General features: G+C 70.3%; 18 protein-coding genes. 7 read left to right on the top strand and 11 right to left on the bottom strand.

Annotated features, from left to right (window positions below; genetic code table 11):
* The first annotated feature begins 159 nt into the window (after window positions 1-159).
* From LX16_RS16865 to LX16_RS16855, 3 genes are all read left to right on the top strand, one after another.
* Window positions 160-732 (top strand): SigE family RNA polymerase sigma factor, encoded by a 573-nt coding sequence (locus LX16_RS16865; protein WP_244615857.1) that lies wholly within the window; start codon window positions 160-162, stop codon window positions 730-732.
* The gene (locus LX16_RS16860) at window positions 729-1,934 is read left to right on the top strand and encodes a hypothetical protein (RefSeq protein ID WP_147139955.1); all 1,206 of its coding nucleotides are present in this window, start codon (window positions 729-731) and stop codon (window positions 1,932-1,934) included. Before LX16_RS16865 ends, LX16_RS16860 begins: the two co-directional genes overlap by 4 nt.
* Window positions 1,935-2,110: 176 nt before the next feature.
* Window positions 2,111-2,545, top strand: coding sequence for a type II toxin-antitoxin system PemK/MazF family toxin (locus LX16_RS16855; protein WP_147139952.1), 435 nt, complete (start codon window positions 2,111-2,113; stop codon window positions 2,543-2,545).
* 50 nt (window positions 2,546-2,595) lie between these two features.
* Here LX16_RS16855 and LX16_RS16850 read toward each other — a convergent pair whose 3' ends face one another.
* The 4 genes from LX16_RS16850 to LX16_RS16835 form a co-directional block, all read right to left on the bottom strand.
* Window positions 2,596-2,883 carry a DUF1905 domain-containing protein gene (locus tag LX16_RS16850; RefSeq protein WP_147139950.1) on the bottom strand — a complete coding sequence of 96 codons (288 nt, stop codon included), beginning with the start codon at window positions 2,881-2,883 and terminating at the stop codon, window positions 2,596-2,598.
* A 212-nt stretch (window positions 2,884-3,095) separates the two neighbouring features.
* A complete protein-coding gene (locus LX16_RS16845; protein ID WP_211354542.1) occupies window positions 3,096-3,293 on the bottom strand; it encodes a DUF397 domain-containing protein in 198 nt (65 codons plus the stop codon).
* A gap of 135 nt (window positions 3,294-3,428) precedes the next feature.
* Window positions 3,429-3,599, bottom strand: a complete 171-nt coding sequence (locus LX16_RS16840) for a DUF397 domain-containing protein (RefSeq protein WP_147139948.1) — start codon at window positions 3,597-3,599, stop codon at window positions 3,429-3,431.
* Window positions 3,596-4,408: a helix-turn-helix domain-containing protein gene (locus LX16_RS16835; protein ID WP_147139946.1), complete on the bottom strand. Its 813-nt coding sequence runs from the start codon at window positions 4,406-4,408 to the stop codon at window positions 3,596-3,598. Before LX16_RS16835 ends, LX16_RS16840 begins: the two co-directional genes overlap by 4 nt.
* Window positions 4,409-4,794: 386 nt before the next feature.
* Here LX16_RS16835 and LX16_RS16830 point away from each other — a divergent pair, with 386 nt between their 5' ends.
* On the top strand, window positions 4,795-5,112 hold the full coding sequence (locus LX16_RS16830) for a hypothetical protein (protein ID WP_147139944.1): 318 nt from the start codon (window positions 4,795-4,797) through the stop codon (window positions 5,110-5,112).
* A 472-nt stretch (window positions 5,113-5,584) separates the two neighbouring features.
* A complete protein-coding gene (locus LX16_RS16825; RefSeq protein WP_147139942.1) occupies window positions 5,585-6,697 on the top strand; it encodes an alpha/beta hydrolase family protein in 1,113 nt (370 codons plus the stop codon).
* 47 nt (window positions 6,698-6,744) lie between these two features.
* Here LX16_RS16825 and LX16_RS16820 read toward each other — a convergent pair whose 3' ends face one another.
* The 4 genes from LX16_RS16820 to LX16_RS16810 form a co-directional block, all read right to left on the bottom strand.
* Window positions 6,745-9,552: an AfsR/SARP family transcriptional regulator gene (locus LX16_RS16820; RefSeq protein ID WP_147139940.1), complete on the bottom strand. Its 2,808-nt coding sequence runs from the start codon at window positions 9,550-9,552 to the stop codon at window positions 6,745-6,747.
* Between the two features lie 145 nt (window positions 9,553-9,697).
* The gene (locus LX16_RS16815) at window positions 9,698-11,224 is read right to left on the bottom strand and encodes an N-acetylmuramoyl-L-alanine amidase (RefSeq protein ID WP_211354541.1); all 1,527 of its coding nucleotides are present in this window, start codon (window positions 11,222-11,224) and stop codon (window positions 9,698-9,700) included.
* Window positions 11,224-11,397: a hypothetical protein gene (locus tag LX16_RS26670; protein ID WP_158645635.1), complete on the bottom strand. Its 174-nt coding sequence runs from the start codon at window positions 11,395-11,397 to the stop codon at window positions 11,224-11,226. Before LX16_RS26670 ends, LX16_RS16815 begins: the two co-directional genes overlap by 1 nt.
* Window positions 11,398-11,550: 153 nt before the next feature.
* Window positions 11,551-12,516: a Bug family tripartite tricarboxylate transporter substrate binding protein gene (locus LX16_RS16810; RefSeq protein WP_147139938.1), complete on the bottom strand. Its 966-nt coding sequence runs from the start codon at window positions 12,514-12,516 to the stop codon at window positions 11,551-11,553.
* Between the two features lie 114 nt (window positions 12,517-12,630).
* Between LX16_RS16810 and LX16_RS16805 the strand changes: the two genes are divergently transcribed.
* Together LX16_RS16805 and LX16_RS16800 are read left to right on the top strand one after the other, a co-directional pair.
* Window positions 12,631-14,190, top strand: coding sequence for a sensor histidine kinase (locus LX16_RS16805; protein WP_147139936.1), 1,560 nt, complete (start codon window positions 12,631-12,633; stop codon window positions 14,188-14,190).
* Complete coding sequence (locus LX16_RS16800; RefSeq protein ID WP_211354540.1) at window positions 14,187-14,855, top strand: response regulator; 669 nt, start codon at window positions 14,187-14,189, stop codon at window positions 14,853-14,855. Before LX16_RS16805 ends, LX16_RS16800 begins: the two co-directional genes overlap by 4 nt.
* Window positions 14,856-14,978: 123 nt before the next feature.
* On the opposite strand, the gene LX16_RS16795 is transcribed toward LX16_RS16800, so the two are convergent.
* Genes LX16_RS16795 through LX16_RS16785 form a run of 3 tightly spaced genes read right to left on the bottom strand, consistent with a single transcriptional unit; the run spans window position 14,979 to window position 18,070 of the window.
* A complete protein-coding gene (locus LX16_RS16795) occupies window positions 14,979-16,520 on the bottom strand; it encodes a tripartite tricarboxylate transporter permease (RefSeq protein WP_147139934.1) in 1,542 nt (513 codons plus the stop codon).
* Window positions 16,517-17,059: a tripartite tricarboxylate transporter TctB family protein gene (locus tag LX16_RS16790; protein WP_147139932.1), complete on the bottom strand. Its 543-nt coding sequence runs from the start codon at window positions 17,057-17,059 to the stop codon at window positions 16,517-16,519. Before LX16_RS16790 ends, LX16_RS16795 begins: the two co-directional genes overlap by 4 nt.
* A complete protein-coding gene (locus LX16_RS16785) occupies window positions 17,060-18,070 on the bottom strand; it encodes a Bug family tripartite tricarboxylate transporter substrate binding protein (protein WP_244615885.1) in 1,011 nt (336 codons plus the stop codon).
* Between the last annotated feature and the right edge of the window lie 63 nt (window positions 18,071-18,133).

The following is an 18,133-nucleotide window of genomic DNA, read 5'->3' as shown; positions in this document are numbered from 1 at the left end:
GACCGGCCGCGCTTCCCGGAGACGCCTCCATCACGCGGCGGGGCCTCCACCGTTCGGGCATGATCCTCTGACCGAACGGTCCCCGGCATCGCGTGCGGGATCGACATCTGTATAGGTGGGTTCGGCCTCGAACCCGGTCCCGCGAACCTGGAGGACGGATTGCAAGCGGACACCATGCGGGCGGCCCGCGGCCCCGCCGCGCCGGGCCACGACCCGCCGACGACCGCCGAGACGACCTCGACGGACGTCGACACCGAGTTCAGCCGGTTCGCCGCGGCGAACACCATGTCACTACTGCGGACCGCGTACCTGCTCACCGGCGACCAGCAACTCGCCGAGGACCTGGTGCAGGAATCGCTCGCCCGCACCTACCTGTCGTGGCGGCGACTCCACCATCGCGGCAACGCCGCCGCCTACACCCGGAAGGTCATGTACCACCGGCAGGTGAGCTGGTGGCGGCGGCGGAAGGTCGCCGAGACACTGACCGACACGATGCCGACCACACCGGCACCCGGCCGGGACCTCGCCCTGGAACTGGCGATCCGGCAGGCGGTGCTGAGACTGCACCGCGCCCACCGTGCCGTGATCGTGCTGCGGTTCTTCGAAGACCAGACCGAGACGGAGATCGCACAGACCCTCGGGCTGAGCCGATCCACCGTCCACCACAAACTCCAGCGGGCGTTGAAGCGACTGGCCGAACTCGTCCCGGAACTCAGAGGAGAACTGTCATGACCACCCGACTGCGCCGGTCGCTGCGGGACAGCGCGAACGACGTCACACACCGGTCCCTGACCGAGGCCGCGATCCGCTCCGGCCGGCGGATGCGCCTGGTGCGCAACTCCATGACCGGCCTCGCCGCCGTGATCGTCGCGGCCGGGGTCGTCGGCGGTTACGCGGTGATGCGTCCGGGTGAGACCGGCGCACCACCGGCCGAGGAGACCGCGACCGAGACCACCGCCTGGACCGCACTTCCCGCGACCGTGGTGTACCAGTGGTACGACGAGTACACGGCCGTCTCCGTCACCGACGGTGTCGAGACGTCGATCCGACTGCCGTACTCGGAGGACGACGGCACCGCCGACCGCCCGCCGGCGCGATGGACGGTCTCACCGGACGGCGGCCTGGTCACCGTCGTCCACGACGACGCGCTCCGTATCGGCCCCCTGGACGGTTCCGAGCCGACGGTGGTGCTGCAACGCGAGGGCCTGTGCCATTCGCTCACCTGGTCGCCCGACTCCCGGTCGGTGCTGGTCGGGGTGTGCTCCGACGACGCGAACTCGCTCCTGGTGGTCGACGTCGAAACGGGTGCGGCCGTGGAGATCGCCGACGTCGGTGAACTCCGCAGCGCACTGTGGACGTCGGACGGCGGTTACCTGGTGTGGGGCCATCCCGACCACGGCTGGACCATCGCCGACCCCGACGGCGGGAACCGGCGCGACTTCGACGCCGGTGACCTTCCGAGCGAGTGGTCGGAACTGATGCCCGAGGCCGACCGGCAACGCATGGACGACTGCGTCGCGGAACGCGAGGCCAACCCGGGAAGCGACTGCGAGGACTGGCTGCTGGGCGAGAAGACCGCGCGCCCCTGGGAGATCACCGGTGTCTCACCGGACGGCCGCTACGTGTGCCACCAGGTGTTGGCGGTCTACGACTCGACGTCGGAGGGTTTCGAGCCCGGTGACGGGCCGGAGAGTTCGTTCGACTGCAACGTCATCTGGGACACCGTAACGGACCGCAAGGTCACGCCCGGCGGCCTGGACGACTACCGGGAGGTCGTGTTCGGTCCCACCGGTGAGATCCTCACGCGCGGTCATCCGGCCGGGGACGCGACCCCGACACTCCACCTGTTCGACGCCGGCCTGAGCCTCATCGACAGCCGCGAAGAGGGCGACGGCGACTCCGCCGACAGTCAACTCGGTTCCTACACCAGCTGACCGTCCATCATGGCCGCCCGGTACCGCCGGGCGGCCACCGGCGTGCGGTGACGACGGGAACGCGCGTACGGCCCACACGACCGCGCCGGGCACCGCCGGGTTCACCCGTTCCGCCGGGAGCCGCGACCCGGTCCACCGCACCCGCCGCCGTGGACCGGGTTCGCTAGTCTCACCGCATGCCGACCGACTCAGGCGCGCTGCGCCGCGTCCGTGAGATCTACACCCCGGAACGTTTCGCCACCATCGAGTACTCCCCCGACCTCGACGGCCTCGCAGACCCCGGCGAGGTGGTGTGGTCCTGGGTGCCCTTCGAGGAGGACCCGACCCAGGGCAAGGACCGGCCGCTACTGGTGGTCGGCAGGCACGGCCCGCGCCTGCTGGCGATGATGCTGTCGAGCCGCGGCGAGGACGACCACCCCGACTGGCTGCCGGTCGGATCGGGTTCGTGGGACCGCAAGGGGCGCGACTCCTACCTGCGGCTCGACCGGGTGTTCGCCCTCGACGAGGACGACATCCGGCGCGAGGGTTCGGTACTCGACCCGGACCGCTTCGTCCGGGTCGCCGCCGCCCTGATCCGGCTGCACGGCTGGGAACCCGTCCGCGCGAGCTGACCAGGCCGCCCGGCGCCTCACGGAACCCGTCGAACGGCCGGGTTCCGGCTTCAGGCTCCGACCGTCAACCGGATGGTCACGGTGTCACCGACGTCGACCTTCTCGGTGCGGCGGATCGCGGTCTTGAGCGGGACGATGTAGCGGCCGTCCTTGGGCCACAGCGACGTGGTCCACTCGGAACCACCGAGCCGCACCGTCACCGGGATCATGCCCCAGCCGTAGCTGACCACGGCCGACGCCGCCTCGATCTCACCGCACTGGGCGTCGGGGACGGTCACGAAATGCCACGGCGCGGGGCCGCGCCAGTACCACACCTCGCCGGTGAACGTCAGGTCCATCGCGTCAGGATAAGGCCGCGCCACCCCCACCACCACGCCCGTCCGGTCGCGGCTTGGTTGGTCGTACGACCATCGACATGCCTCGAATAAGCCCTGATGTCCGATTTTTTACCGTCATATGACCAACCAAGCCGGCATTTCAACCAACCAAGCCGAAAATCAGTCGTCGTAGGGTGGGAGGTCTCCACCGAGCTCGGCTTCCGGTCGGGGAATCAGTGCAGGCCGCGCAACAGGGCGATGAACTCGTGTCGGGGAACGGTGAGGCTGCCCAGGTCGGGTGCCTTGCTGTCACGGACCTCCACGGGGCCGGTCAACCGGACCTCGACACAGTTGCCCGTGTTGGGCCCAGAACGGCTGGACTTTCGCCACTTCGGATGTGCCATCACGACCACTCCCAGCAACACTCGCATCGCACCCGTTGTGTCACAGCCTAAAGCCGCAGAGTGGCCGGGGCGTTGCTCGTGTCGGAAAGTCGACTGATCGAGACGGACAGGTGAGCCGCCCACACCGTGGTGTGGGCGGCTCACAAGGCTTGCGGCGTCGCGCTACCGCACCGAACGCAACAGGGCGACGAACTCGGCGGGTGCGACCGCGAGACTTCCGAGCCGGGGTGCCTTGCTGTCACGAACCTCCACGGCGCCGGACATCCGAACCTCGACGCAGTTGCCGCCGCTGGGAGCTGAACGACTGGACTTGCGCCACCTACCAGGGGTCATGTCAGATACTCCTCCAAAGGAATCGCGGATGCGCGAACCAGGTCAAATGTTCTCGTGTATGAGAACACTACGTCTCGATCTTCGACGTACCTTCCCCCGTCTACGGATTCCACGTAGACGAATGGACGCGCCAATCCTTCCGGCGGATGCACGATCGTGAATGACCCGACCATCCCGGCGTGCAAACAGCCATGCAAGACCAGAACTTCAGCTCGCTCCATCGCGTTCACTTCCCGCAGTCGGGCGACTTGCCCAGGGCCAACACCAGGATGGTTCGACAAGTTTTGAAGTGCGGCGGCCGCCATGATGAACGTCATTTTCGGAGGAGATTCGAGTCCGAATACTTCGGATTGTCGACGTTCCCGCACTCGTCTGGCCGACCCGGCCCGCTCTGGAGGCAACACGAGTTCCACCTCCTGACTTGCCAGGTGATACTCCGGGGTCTGGAGCAAACCGGGGATCAAGGCAAGTTCGAGAGTCTGGATCGATTCGGCCGCCGGCTCCGACTCGTACAACTGCCGCATCTGCTGCGGCACATCCGCACCCTCCCACAGACCTGGGCGCTTGCTGTCTCGGGAGAGCTTGACGAGGTGGCGAACCTCGTCGGCCGAAGCGCCGTAGAGACGACCCAGGTGTTCGAGCGCGGACTTCTTGGGTACGTGCGCTCCGGTTTCCCAGCGGCGCACCGTATCGCGGTCGACGTCGAGCTCGCTCGCGGCTTCGGCGACACTCATGGCGGCTTCGCCCCGAAGCCGTTGTAGCAGATCGCCGAGGGCGCGTTTACTGATGAACGGCGGTGCCGGATCCATAGTGGCAGTATCGCACGTCGTCCGCGTACTTAGGAGCGCGCTCCTCGTGGCGAAAAACGCGGCACGACGAAATACTTCACAGTGGCGTCTTCGGTCACTTACTTTGAGTGTGCGAGGTGAACCTTCGGGGTTCGTCTCGTGAGGAATGGAGCCGGGCGCGGTTGCGACGCGCCCGGCTCCCGGGACCGTCCACGAGCGTTAGGAGCGACCATGGATGGCAACGACAGGATACGCGGCGTGACGACACCGATCCAGTCGGCGGCGGCGCGACGGATTTCAGATGACGTGAACACCCGCCCGCACTTCCCCGACGTGATCCGGGGAGTCACCTGTCAGGTCTGCCGCACCGACTGGCCCTGCGGTGTCGTGCAATCCCGGAGGCGGTCGTGACCGCGCGGGACGCCGCACCGGCGACGGACGTCGTGTGGGGCGGCCTGACCGTCTACGGCACCTTCTGGGTGGCGACCGCACAGCAGGTCCTCACCGTCACTTCCGCGCCGACCGCCGAGGACACGCTGCGGGTGTGGGGCCCCTGGCGTGGGCGGCGGACGCTGATACTGACGATCGCCTGCCCGGACGGCTACCCGGAGGCGCGGTGGGGCGCGGGCTGGGTGGAGAACCCGGAGGAGTGGCGGCGGGAGATCGAGTCCGGCGCGCTGCGCGTGTACGACCGGTGGAGGTCGGCGAGGTCGTGCGATGGCTGAACCGATCCCGGCCACCCGCGCCATCGTGCGTCGTCCGCATCGCCGTGGTGGTCGCGCCGCCGGATGCGCGGTGTGCGGCGTACGGGGCCACCCGCCGCACCACCGACCGCGACGTCCACCGACCACGGCCCCGTCTCGGGCGGCCTCCCCGGTGGCCGTCCCCGCCACCTGACGGTGGCGGTCGCCGGGTGGGCGTCCACGTCCCGCCCGGCGGCACCGCCCGGTCCGTTCCGCCCGGCCGGGTTCGGCCGCCCCGGTGTTCCCCCGATCGCCGGGGCGGCCGCGATCCCGCATCCGAGGCCGGCCCCGCTCACCGCGAAGCACCCGGCTCCGGCCCACGTGCGTCGGGGATCGCCCTGACGAAGGTTCCGGGACACGGGTTACCGAAGTGGGGCGGATCGGCTCACCAAAGGCCGTACCCGGCCGGCACCGGCGCGGGCAGGCTGGTGGCTTCCCGAACGAAGGAGACACAGTGAGACGACGACTCGCGGCCGTGACCGCCGGTGCGGCACTCGCGATCGCCCTGCCGGTGTCGGCCTGGGCCGAGCCCGCCGAAGGACCGTCGGTGACGCCGCCGAGCAACTCGGTTCCGGTCGGCACCACCGATCTGCACCTCGTCGACGAGGACCGGATCGACCCCTGGTCGCAGCACGGTCCCCGGGAACTGATGGTCACGATGTTCTACCCGGCCGCGTGGCCGAGCGGTGAGCCGGGCGGGTACTTCACGTCCGAGGAGTCCGCCGCCTACGTGGCGATGGCGCGACTCGACATACCCGCCGACACGTTCCACGAGGTGACCACGCAGTCCCACCGGGACGCGCCGTTGCGGTTCTGGGACGGCCCGATGCCCCTGGTGGTGTTGTCGCCGGGCTTCTCGATGCCCCGCGACACCCTGACCGGTCTCGGCCAGGAACTGGCGTCGCAGGGGTACCTGGTGGCGGCGATCGGCCACGATCACGAGGCCGCCGCGACCACCTTCCCCGACGGGCGCACGAGTGAATGCCTCGCCTGTTCCGCCGACCCGGACGGTCACGACGTCACCGAGGTGCGGGCCGACGACGTGAGCTTCGTGCTCGACCGGCTCACCGGTCGCCACCCCGCCTGGTACGGCGGGCACCTCATCGACGAGGACCGGATCGCGATGGTGGGCCACTCCATCGGCGGCGCCTCGGCGCTCACCGCGATGGCGCGGGACGACCGGATCGCGGCGGGGGTCAACATGGACGGTTCGCTGCACGCGCCGGCCGACGGCGGGCCGCTGCCCGGCACCGACCGGCCGTTCCTGTTGATCGGCAACCCGAATCAGGAACCCGGCGGCGAGAAGGCGACCTGGGCCGACTTCCTGCCGGGCCTGACCGGATGGCGGGCGTGGCTGACGGTGGACGGTATGACGCACAGCTCGTTCACCGACTTCGCCCCGCTCGCCGACGACCTGGACATTCCGTTGCAGGAGTTGCCGGGCGCCAGGTGCGACGAGATCACCCGCGCGTATGTGAGCGCGTTCCTGGCCGAGCACCTGCACGGCGAGGACCGACCGCTGCTGGACGGGCCGTCGCCGGAGTTCCCCGAGGTGCGGTTCTGGTGACCCGTCCCTGATCTCCGCCTTCCGCCCCACCGAGCCGAAGTAAGGGGTCAGGCGGCGGCGGGGCGACCGGATCGGCGGGCGCGCAACGCCCGCCGATCCGCCGCGATCCGGTCCAGCACGTCCTGCGCGGCCGAGTCCCGCTGCGGGGGCAGCGTCGACGCGGCGCGCTGCCAGTAGCGTTCCGCCGTCGCGCCGTCCCCCAGCGCAGCGTGGCAGCTCCCCATGGCGGCGCACAACTGCGCCTCCAGCAGGACACTTCCGCTGCGCTGGTTGTAGTCCAGCGCCCGGCGCAGTTGCGTCAACGCGGCGCGGTGGTCACCGTCCGCCTGGTAGACGTGTGCGAGTGTGTCGAGCGCCGACACGTGAGCGGCGGTGCCCTCGGCGTGTGCGGCGATGGTCCGTACCGCGACGACGGCGTGCTCCCGGGCCTCGTCGATGCGCCCGAGCATGTACCAGTACCAGGCGATGCTGTTGTTGGCCTCGCCGATGCCGACCACGTCACCGAGTTCCCGGTAGATCCGCAGTCCCTTGGAGACCTCCCGGATCCCCGCCTCGAACTCCCCGGCGTCTTCGTATACCCGCGCGAGATTGACGTGGGTGTGCGCGACTCGGCGCAGATCGCCGTCGGCCTCGAAATGGGCCGCGGCCTCGCCGTAGAGCCGTTCGGCACCGGGCAGCCGCAACAGAGACCGAACCCTGGCCAGCCCGGACGCCGTCCTTCCCCGCCAGAACGGCGACCGCAGCCGGTCGGCCGCGGCGTAGGCCGCTTCGGCGGTGACGAGCCAGTCGTCCAACAGCCGTTTGCGTTCGAAATAGGTGGTGAGCGTCCAGTCCAGTCGGCATGCCAACTCGTCCGAGCCGTGCGCGACCGCGTGAAGCACCCCGGTGCGCATCGCGCGGAGGTTCCGGTCGAACCAGTCCACCGCCGCGTCGACCGTCGTCACCTCCTCCCCGTCGAACCGGTGGATCGGGGCGTTCAACGACAGCCGTTCCCGGGACGGGAACAACGCGATGGCCGCCGCGTGACCGCGATGCAGGTAGAAGTCCAGCAGTCGCCGCGTCATCTCGCGGCGCTCGTCCTCCGGCAGTCCGGCGGCGATCTGGGCGGCGTACCGGCCGACGAGGTCGTGGAAGCCGTATTCCTCGGCGCCCCGGCTGTGCAGGAGGTGCACGTGGACGAGTTCGTCGAGGATGTCGGCGGCGCGGACGGGTGACACGTCCAGCAGGGCCGCGGTGGCGGCCACGTCGATCGATCCGTTCCACAGCAGGGACAGCCGGGGGAAGGCGTCACGCAGATCCGGACTCAAGTCCTGATAGGACATGGCGAGAGAGGCGGCGACACTGTTGTCGCCCACCGCGAGGGTCCGCAACGCCTCGTGCTGGGTGCTGAGCCGCTGCTCCAGGTCCCGCAACGTCCAGTGCCGCTGCCGGGCGAGCCGGGCGGCCGCCAGCCGGGTCGCCAACGGCAGGCCGCCGCACAACCGGATGACCTCACGGAACGAGGCGTGTTCGGTGACCTGCCGTCCCGGTTCACCGACCAGGCGGGTGAACAGCGACGCCGACTCGTCGAAACGCATGACGTCCAACTCGATGAAGTGGGTGTTGTCGAGTCCGACGAGCTGGCGACGGCTCGTGACGATGACGAGGCTGCCCGGTGACGCGGGCAGCAACGGGAGCACCTGGGACTCGTCCCTGACGTCGTCGAGCAGCAACAGGATGCGGCCGTCCGCGGTGAGCGACCGCCACAGCGCCGCCCGGTCGTCCAGAAGGGACGGCATCTGCGGCCCCTCGACGCCCATCGAGACCAGCAACCGGTGAAGCGCCTCCGACGGCGGCACCGGCGACGCCCCCTGAGAGTGGCCGTGCATGTGGATGAACAACTGCCCGTCGGGGTACTCGTCGGCCAGGGCGTGCCCCACGTGGACCGCGAGGGTCGTCTTTCCGACGCCCGGCATCCCGTCGATCGCCGCGACCGTCGTCGTCCCCGGGTTCCGGTGGAGCGCGGCGGCGGTGACGGCGTCCATCTCGGACTGTCTGCCGGTGAAGGCCGCCGTGTCGGCGGGCAGTTGCCGGGGCGTGGCGGTGGCGGGACGCCGCGCCGCGCCGGAGGCGGGCGACCGGTCGAGCGTGGGGTCGGCGGACAGGATGCGCCGCTCCAGGTCGCGCAGTGCCGGGCCGGGTTCCAGGCCGAGCGCGTCGATGGAGTCGCGGCGGCCCTCCCGGAACAACCGCAGCGCGTCGGCCTGCCGCCCGGCCCGGTACAGGGCCAGCATCAGCAGGCGACGCAGTTCCTCCCGGAACGGGTGCTCTCCGACCAGTCCGGACAGTCGCGGTATCAGGTCGTCGTGACCGCCGAGGTCGAGTTCGAGTTGGCAGGCGCGTTCCACGGCCGTGATGTGGAGTTCGTCGAGCCGGTCGGCCTCCTCGTGCAACAGGCTGTCGGTGAGACCGAGGTACGCCGGTCCCCGCCACAGGTCCAGGGCGTGGCGCAACGACTCCAACGCCTCGGCGGGTGCGCGCGGGGCCAGTGCGGCGGCCTCCGCCATGCCCCGTTCGAACCGGAGGTGATCGACCTCGTCCGGCTCGACGACCAGCCGGTACCCCGCCGAGCCGTACCGGATGCGGTCCCGGTCGCCGAGGGTGTTGCGCAGCTGCAACAGGTGCCAGCTCAGCGCCTTCCGCGCCGAGGCGGGCGGGTCGTCGTGCCACAGCGCCTCGATGAGCGCGTCGGCGCCGACCGGTGTGTTCCCCCGGCTGATCAGGATCGCGAGCAGGGCGCGCTGTTTGCCCGCGGTCAACTCGATGGGGCCGGAGTCGCCGTGAACCTCCAACGGCCCCAGTACGCCAAACCGCATGACGGTTCCTCGATTCCTCACCTCGCCCGGTGTCCCCAGTCTGCCAACCGGGACCGGTGGCCCGCAACGCGAGCCGGGGCATTCGCACCGTCGGCGGGGAACCACGCCGGGTGCGGGCGGGAGGCATCCCGTCCGCACCCGGCGGTCAGGCGGCGATACCGCCTCCCCAGTTGTCGGCGCCGATGTGCCCGGTGTCGTCGATGAAGAAGCGGTGTGCCAGGGAGCCGTCACCGGTGCGGAAGAACACGTGGTGCTGCCCGGGGACCGACAGGCCCGCCGGGTCGCCGGCGACCACGCCGCGGACACCCCAGTCGTCGTGCCCGGCGTCGATCCCGGGCCACCAGTACCAGTGCGCGAGGTCGCCGCCGGGGCGCCGGGCGAAGACGTGCTGCTGGTCGCGGTGGACGAACGCGTGCGGGTTCCCCTCGAAGCCGCCACCCGGCCACACGCCGCCGTTGACGGTTCCGGACGGGTCGTCGAAGAACCGGTGTTCCAGGTTCCCGGCGGTGTTGCGGAAGAACACGTGGTGTTGCTGCCCGCGATACGAGAACCCGGTCGGGTCGGACGCCACACCGGAGGTGACACCCCAGTCGTCGTGCCCGGGATCGATCCCGGGCCACCAGTACCAGTGCGCGAGACCTCCGGACGCGGTGCGGGCGAACACGTGCTGCTGGTCGCGGTGGACGAAGGCCACGGGGTTCCCGACGAAGGGGATGTCACCCCACACCCCGCCGTTGAGGTGGTGGCCGGAGGTGTCGTAGAACCGGTGCTCAAGACGGCCTTGCGGGTTGCGGAAGAACACGTGCTGCTGACTGCCGTAGGGGAACCCAGCCGGGGCGGACTTGACGAGTCCGGCGGTGTCCCAGTCGTCGAGCCCCGGCGGGTTGCCACCGGACTGGAACCAGTGCCGGAGGGTGTCGTCGGCGCCGCGCGCGAACACGTGCTGCAGTCCCTCGTGGACGTAGCCGACGGTCCTGCCGGCCAGGGCGGCGCCGCCCCAGTCGGGGCGGATGACACCGGTGGAGGGCGACCACGAGAAGTTGGTCAAGGTCCCGCCGGTGTTGACGGCGGTGAAGTGCTGGGAGTCGCCGTAGCCGTACGCGGTCCCCGACACGCCTCCCGACCCGGCCAGGTGGGCGGCGACGTCGGCGCGCATCGCGTTGAGGTCGATGAACGCCGGGTCGATCTTGCCGGTGGTGCTGGTCTCCTTGTGCCCGCGCGCGAACTCCGCGCCACGGCCCAGCCGTCGCAACACCGCGGCGGTCGCCTTCACCGACGCCCAGTACTGCGCCGGTGACATCTCCTGGCTGACACCGTTGTAGTCGATCTCCCAGCCGACCATCATGGTGTTGCCGTCGCCGACCGGTATCGGTCCGCTTCCACCGCTGCGTCCGGCGTGGTTACAGCGTCCGGCGGAGATGACGTGGAAGACGCCGTTGTAGTCGACGAGGGCCTGGGCGAGTGGCCCCGGGAGGTCGGGGCGCCCGTTGATGACGACGCTCAGGCCGGGGTGGGGGTTCTGCGGGCTGGACGTGGAGGCGGCGGTGTGGTGCCACAGGACACCGATCGGGTCGAAGGAGCCGGGCCGCATGTAGTTGCGCCAGTCGCCGTGTTCGACGACCTGTACGCCCTCGGCGCGCAGTACGTCGGCCAGCCAGGGGATCGTCGCCATCAGTGCCGCCCCAGCAGGTCGGCGGCACACTCGACGACGGGTGCGTCGGTGGTGTCGGTGCGCGCGGCGGCGGGGTCGGCGTGCGCGGGTGCGGCGGGCAGGACGGTCGCGGCCGCGGTCGCCACCACCGGGACGGTCAGCAACGCGCGGCGGCTCAGGGGTTTCGGAGACAAGGTGTCCTCCAGAGTGGATGGATGGGCCGGGCGGGCAGACCGGTCGTCACCTCACGGTATAGACGCCGATGGATGCATGCAAGGCATGAAGGCCACCGCCGGGCCCGGTTGTATCCCGGTCATGGACGGAACCCGCCGGAGACCCGCCGGCCCTCACGGGACCGTCGCGAGGTCCAGTTCCGTCAACAGGTCGTCGAGCCGGTCGGTCTCGGCGGCGATGAAGTCACCGAACTCGTCGCCGGGCAGGTAGGCGTCGGTCCAGCCGTATCGTTCCAACGCGTTCCGCCACGGCGCACTGTCACGCAGCGCCTCGACCAGGCCCCGCAACGCCTCGGTCTCGGCGGCGGTCAACCCGGGTGGCGCGACGATCCCCCGCCAGTTCGTGAACACCACGTCGATGCCGCACTCCCGAAGCGTCGGGGCGTCGACACCGGGCGTCGGCTCGGCGCCGCTCACCGCCAGCACCCGCAACTGCCCCGACCACACCTGCGGCGGATACTCGCTGATCCCGGAGACACCGAAGGCGACCTCGCCGCGCAGCACCGCCGTCAACAGGTCGCCGCCGCCGTCGTACTGCCGGTAGTCCACCTCGGGCGGCGCGATGCCGATCTCCTGCGCGATGAGCATCGTCGCGACGTGATCCGGTCCGCCGACCGCGGAGCCACCGCCGACGGACGTGGCCGACGGGGAGTCGCGCCACGCCTCCACCAGCGCCGACATGCTGCGGTACGGCGCCTCCCTGCGCACCACGATGATCCCCGGCTCCGACAGCAGCCGGGCGACCGGCGTGGTGTCGGCCAGGGTGGTCGGGGAGTCCGCGGAGTGCTGGCCGCCCAACACGCCCAGGCCCATCAACATGAGCAGGCCCGGATTACCGGCCTCCAGGCCCATCCGTTGCAGGCCGACGTTGCCGCCGCCGCCGGGCAGGTTGAACACCTCCAGGTCCGGGTAGAGCCCCGCCTCACCGGCGGCCTCGGCCGCCACCCTCGCGGTGACGTCGTAGCCGCTGCCGGGCAGGTTCGGGACCAGGATGCGAAGGTCGGCGGGCGGCCGGACACCACCGGCGCACGCGGTCAGGCCCAGCAGGGTCACCAGCACGACGAGTAGGGATCGGCGCATCCGGTCGCCACCCCCTCACTTCGAGTCACGTGAATATCGGCGGCCACTGCGCCGCTGGTCAGCAGCGTAGTCTGCTTCGGCGGAGTGCCGCACCAGCCGGACGGGAGGGGACCCTTGCGCCAGCGACTGTCATTGGCCGGTCAACTGCTGATACTGCAGATATGCATCGTCGTGGTCGTCGTGATCGCGGTGGCGGCGGTGTCGATCGCCGAATCCGACGCGGACTTCCGCGCCCAGGAGGGCGCCCGGTTGCGGTCGGTCGGCGAGAACCTGGCGATCAACCCGACCGTGCGGATGGGCCTGAGCAGCCCGGTCGGTTCCGAGGCACTGTCGTCGGTGGCCGAGAGCGCCCGCGCCGTCGCCGGCGCCGGGTACGTCTTCATCACCGACTCCGCCGGGACCCTCATGACCGGACCGGACTCCGGCCGTCCCGCCGCGCTCGCCGAATCCACCGGGCTGACCGGCAAGTCGTGGATCGGAGTGGTCGACGAGGGCGGCCGGCACCTGGTGGCGCACGTGCCGGTCCTTCACCACCAGGACGGGCGCCTCCTCGGCCTGGTCGTCGTCGGGGTCGGCTACCCCACGCTGGTGGAACGGCTGGTCTCGGCCGGTTCCGACCTCATGCTCTACCTGGCGTTGGGCCTGGCACTGGGCGTGGCGGGCTCCCTGCTGCTGGCCCGCCGCGTCAAGCGGCAGACACTGGGCCTTGAGCCGCCGGAGATCACCGGTCTCGTGGAGCACCGTGAGGCGATGCTGCACGGCATCAAGGAGGGCGTGTTCGGCACCGACTCCGCCGACCGGGTCACCCTCGCCAACGAGGAGGCGCTGCGGCTGCTCGGACTCACCGGAGACCAGATAGGACGGTCGCTGCACAGTCAGTCCATGGACCCCCACCTGCGCGACGTGCTCACCGGAAAGGTCACCGGCACCGACCGCGTCGTCCTGTCCGGCGACCGGATCGTGGTGCTGAACCGGCGGCCCGTACTGGTGCGCGACCGGGAGGTCGGCGCCGTCACCACGTTGCGCGACCGCACCGAACTCGTCGCCCTGCAACGCGAACTGGACATCAGCCGCCACACCACCGACACACTGCGCGCCCAGGCCCACGAGTTCGCCAACCGGATGCACACCATCGCCGGTCTGCTGGAACTGGGCGAACACGACGAGGCGATCCGCTACATCACCCGCACCAACCAGGTCCACGAGGAGTTCAGCCGCGACGTGTCCCGGTTGATCCGCGACCCCGCCGTCGCGGCGCTGCTCATCGCCAAGGCCAGTGTCGCCGCCGAACAGCACGTCCGGCTCCGCGTCACCGACGACAGCGACCTGACGGCGCTCGACGACGAGCTGGCGGCCGACCTCGGTACCATCCTCGGCAACCTGATCGACAACGCGTTGGACGCCGTCGACGCCGGAGGCTGGGTCGCGGTGACCGTCACCGCCGACGACGACCGGCTCCGGGCACGGGTCTCCGACTCCGGCGACGGCGTACCGGCCGAACTGGCCGACGAGGTGTTCCGGCAGGGCTGGACCACCAAGGACCGGCAGGGCGGCCACCTCGGGCTCGGGCTGGCCCTGGTCGGCCTGATCTGCTCCCGGCGGGGCGGCGGAGTCTCGGTCTCCGACGCCGGTTTCGCGTTGTGGATCCCCATGCCGCGAAGGGAGGCGCCGTGATCCGGGTCCTCGTGGTCGACGACGACTTCATGGTCGCCCGGGTGCACCGCGGCTTCACCGAACGGGTCGACGGTTTCACCGTCGTGGGTGTGGCCCACACCGGTACGGAGGCGCTGCGGGCGGCCGAGGAGCTGCGCCCCGACCTGGTGCTGCTGGACGTCTACCTGCCGGACATGACGGGGCTGGAGGTGCTGCGGCGGCTGCGGGAACGGTCGCTGTCGACCGACGTGCTCGTGGTGACCGCCGCCCGCGACGTCGACACCGTGCGCGACGCCATGCGCGGCGGTGTCGTGCACTACCTGATCAAACCGTTCACCTTCGACGCGTTGTCGCGGCGGCTGGAACAGTACGCGACCGCCCGGCGCGGGCTGGCCGACGCCGCCCAGGTCGACCAGTCGGCGGTGGACTCGTTGTTCACGTTGATGCGGTCGCACGACGGCACACTCCCCAAGGGACTGGCCCGCGACACGGCGGACCTGGTGGCGGCGGCCCTGAAGGCCGCCGCCGACACCATGTCCGCCAGCGAGTGCGCCGCCGCCGCGGGCCTGTCACGGGTGGCGGCCCGCCGGTACCTGGAGTACTTCGTCTCGGCGGGCCGCGCCACCGTACGGCCCCGGTACGGCACCACCGGGCGCCCGGAGCGCCTGTACCGCTGGAAGCCCTGACGCCTCCTTACTTTCCGCCTTGGGTGGGCGCAGGCCCATCGACATGCCTCGAATATGCCGAGATGTCCGGTTTTCTCCGGGCCTCAGACCACCCAAGGCGGGCCTCAGGCCACCCAAGGCGGGTCAGTCGTCCTCGCCGAAGGCGAGCCGGTCCCGGGAGCGACCCCGCAGCCGGGCGATCCACTTCGGCAGGAACGGCAGTACCACCGCCACCACCGCCAGGGCCAACAACGTGACCGTCAGAGGCCGCGTCACGAACACCGACAGGTCGTTGTTCGAGATCAACAGGGCACGCCGGAACTGGATCTCCATCATCGGGCCGAGGATGGCGCCCAGGATCACCGGCGCGATCGGGAACCGGTACATCCGCATGAACAGGCCCAGCACGCCGACGCCGTACGCCAGCAGCACCTGGAACACGCTGCCCGACACCGCGTACACGCCGATCGTCGCGAACACCAGGATCCCCGCGTACAACGGCGGCCGCGGGATCTTCAACACCTGCACCCACAACCGGATCAGCGGCAGGTTCAACAGCAGCAGCATGACGTTGCCGACGTACAGCGACGCGATCAGCGCCCACACCAGGGCCGACGACTTCTCGAACAACTGCGGTCCCGGCTGCACGTTGAACACCTGGAACGACGCCAGCATGACCGCCGCCGTCGCCGACGTCGGGATTCCCAGCGTCAGCAACGGGATCAGCACGCCGGAGAACGCGGCGTTGTTGGCCGCCTCCGGCCCGGCGACGCCCTCCACTGCGCCCTTGCCGAACTCCTTGCGGTGCTTCGACAGCCGCTTCTCCCACATGTACGACAGGAACGTCGGGATGTCGGCACCGCCGGCGGGCAACGCGCCGAACGGGAAGCCCACGGCCGTACCCCGCAGCCACGGCCGCCACGACCTCGACAGGTCCGCCCGGGACATCCAGCCGACGCGGCGGCCACCCGGGTCCAGGGGCGCGATGTGGTCGGGGAGGTGACGCAGCCGGCCCGCGACGTGCAGGGTCTCCCCCACCGCGAACAGGCCCACGATCACCAGGGTCACGCCGATGCCCTCGAACAGTTCCAGTGTGCCGAAGGTGAAGCGGGCCTGGCCGGTCAGCTCGTCGAGGCCGACAAGGCCGATGAACAGGCCCACCGCCAGCGACAACAGCCCCCGAAGGAGTGACCGGCCCACCAGCGCGGTGACCGACAGCATCGCCAGCACCGCCAGCGCGAAGTAGTCCGACGCCTGGAAGTTCACCGCCAGGCTCGCCAACGGCACCGCGAACAACGTCAACGCCAGAGTGGACAGAGTCCCGGCGACGAACGAACCGATCGCCGAGGTCGCCAGGGCGGTCTTGGCCCGCCCCCGCAACGCCATCTGATGGCCCTCGATGGCGGTGGCCACCGACGCCGACTCGCCGGGCGTGTTCAACAGGATCGAGGTCGTGGAACCGCCGTACATCGCGCCGTAGTAGATGCCGGCGAACATGATGAACGCGCCCGTGGGGCTGTCCATGGAGAACGTCACCGGCAGCAGCAGCGCGATCGTCAGGGCGGGCCCGATGCCGGGCAACACCCCCACGAAGGTGCCGACGGTGACACCGATTGCCGCGAACAGCAGGTTCTCCGGCGACAGGACGGTCGCGAATCCGTCCAGGAGCCCGTCGAGGATGCTCATATCGGCAGCACCCCGCTCGGCAGGAAGATGTCGAGCAGCCGGGTGAAGGCGAAGTACACCGCCGTGGACAGCACCACCGCGATGACGCCGTCCCGCCACCATCTCCGGCTGCCGAGGATCACCGCGGCCGCGAAGAAGAACACCGTCGTGGTGATGAGGAAGCCCACCGTCGGCAACAACAGCACGTAACCGACCAACGCCACCGCCAGCAGCGCCGGCGTCAGCCACCGCACGTCGGCCGGGTCGGTCTCTCCGGCGTCGGTCTCGGGGTCGGCGGGCGGCGCCTCGTCGGGGCGCACCAGCGACTTCACGAGCAACACCGCCGCCAGGACCGTCCACAGTCCCGTGACGACCAGCGGCGCCAGGTGCGGACTGTCCAGTGTGATCGGATCGTCGCCGGATTCGGTGAAGGCGTACCAGAACAGGCCGCCGCCGGACACGAACAGGACCCCGGCGAAGACGCGGGGCCCGACCGGGTGCCGGGCCGGGGCGCCGTCGCGCGGCGCCTCCGGCCGGGCGGGTGATTCGGAGGCCGACACCTACGCCGCCAACCCGATCTCCCGCAACACCTCGGTGATGCGTTCGTTCTCCGACGCGAAGTACGCGGCGGCGTCGTCGCCGCTCTTGTAGAAGTCGTCCCAGCCCTGCTGTTCCAGGATCCGCTGCCACTCGTCGGAGGCGTGCAGTTCGTCGATGAGCGCGATCACGGCGTCCCGGTCGGCGTCCGACAGGCCCGGCGGCGCCACGATGCCACGCCAGTTCATCAACTCGACGTCGAAACCGGCCTCCATGATGGTCGGCGACGGCTTCCCCTCGCCCGCGTCGACGCCCTCGGCGCCCGAGGTCGCCAGCACCCGCACGTCACCGGCGGCCACCAGGTCCTTGTACTCGCTGACACCCGACACGGCGGCGGTCAGGTCGCCCGACAGCAGCGCCGCCTTCGACTCCCCACCGCCCGAGTACGGGATGTACTTCATCGCCTGCGGATCGGCGCCGGCCGCCTGCGCCAGCATCCCGACCAGGATCTGGTCGGTGCCGCCGGCCGAGCCGCCTCCCCAGGTGACCGACTCCGGGTCGGACACGGCGGCGGCCATCAGGTCTTCGAGGGTCTCGTACTCGGAGTCCGCCGGGACGACCACGACCTCCTGCTCGGCGGTGAGGGTCGCGATCGGGGTGACCATCTCCAGGGTCACGTCGGAGGCGTTGGTGACGACACCGCCGATCATGACCAGGCCGGTGACCATGAGCTGGTGCGCGTCACCGCTGTTCTTCGTGACCAGTTGCGACAGTCCGAGCGTGCCGGCGGCACCCTCGACGTTGTAGACCTCGACGGTCTCCTCGACCAGGCCGCCCTCGGTGAGGCCCTGCTGTATCGAACGGGCCGTGAGGTCCCAGCCGCCTCCGGCGGCGGCGGGCGCCATGATCTGGATGGTGCCGGTGGGGTATTCGGCGGCGGGACCGGAACCCTCGGCGTTGCAGCCGGTGGTGACGGCCGTGAGCGCGGTGGCGCCGACCAGGGCGACGAGACGGCGCCGCGTCATTGCGGGCATGGGCACGACTTCTCCTTGTGCTTGCGGAACACTGCGGACAGGTGCCCCGATCGTCGCCTCGCG

The sequence above is a fragment of the Stackebrandtia albiflava genome (assembly GCF_007994225.1).
Lineage (GTDB): Bacteria > Actinomycetota > Actinomycetes > Mycobacteriales > Micromonosporaceae > Stackebrandtia > Stackebrandtia albiflava.
This window is presented reverse-complemented; position numbering and strand designations above follow the sequence as displayed.

Coding starts and splice junctions, on each gene's coding strand:
- LX16_RS16860 (WP_147139955.1), top strand. CDS start 729: ATGACCACCCGACTGCGCCGGTCGCTGCGGGACAGCGCGAACGACGTC.
- LX16_RS16820 (WP_147139940.1), bottom strand. CDS start 9,552: ATGCGGTTTGGCGTACTGGGGCCGTTGGAGGTTCACGGCGACTCCGGC.
- LX16_RS16840 (WP_147139948.1), bottom strand. CDS start 3,599: ATGACCCCTGGTAGGTGGCGCAAGTCCAGTCGTTCAGCTCCCAGCGGC.
- LX16_RS16845 (WP_211354542.1), bottom strand. CDS start 3,293: ATGCGAGTGTTGCTGGGAGTGGTCGTGATGGCACATCCGAAGTGGCGA.
- LX16_RS16810 (WP_147139938.1), bottom strand. CDS start 12,516: ATGCGCCGATCCCTACTCGTCGTGCTGGTGACCCTGCTGGGCCTGACC.
- LX16_RS16855 (WP_147139952.1), top strand. CDS start 2,111: ATGCCGACCGACTCAGGCGCGCTGCGCCGCGTCCGTGAGATCTACACC.
- LX16_RS16850 (WP_147139950.1), bottom strand. CDS start 2,883: ATGGACCTGACGTTCACCGGCGAGGTGTGGTACTGGCGCGGCCCCGCG.
- LX16_RS16815 (WP_211354541.1), bottom strand. CDS start 11,224: ATGGCGACGATCCCCTGGCTGGCCGACGTACTGCGCGCCGAGGGCGTA.
- LX16_RS16795 (WP_147139934.1), bottom strand. CDS start 16,520: ATGAGCATCCTCGACGGGCTCCTGGACGGATTCGCGACCGTCCTGTCG.
- LX16_RS16785 (WP_244615885.1), bottom strand. CDS start 18,070: ATGCCCGCAATGACGCGGCGCCGTCTCGTCGCCCTGGTCGGCGCCACC.
- LX16_RS16835 (WP_147139946.1), bottom strand. CDS start 4,408: ATGGATCCGGCACCGCCGTTCATCAGTAAACGCGCCCTCGGCGATCTG.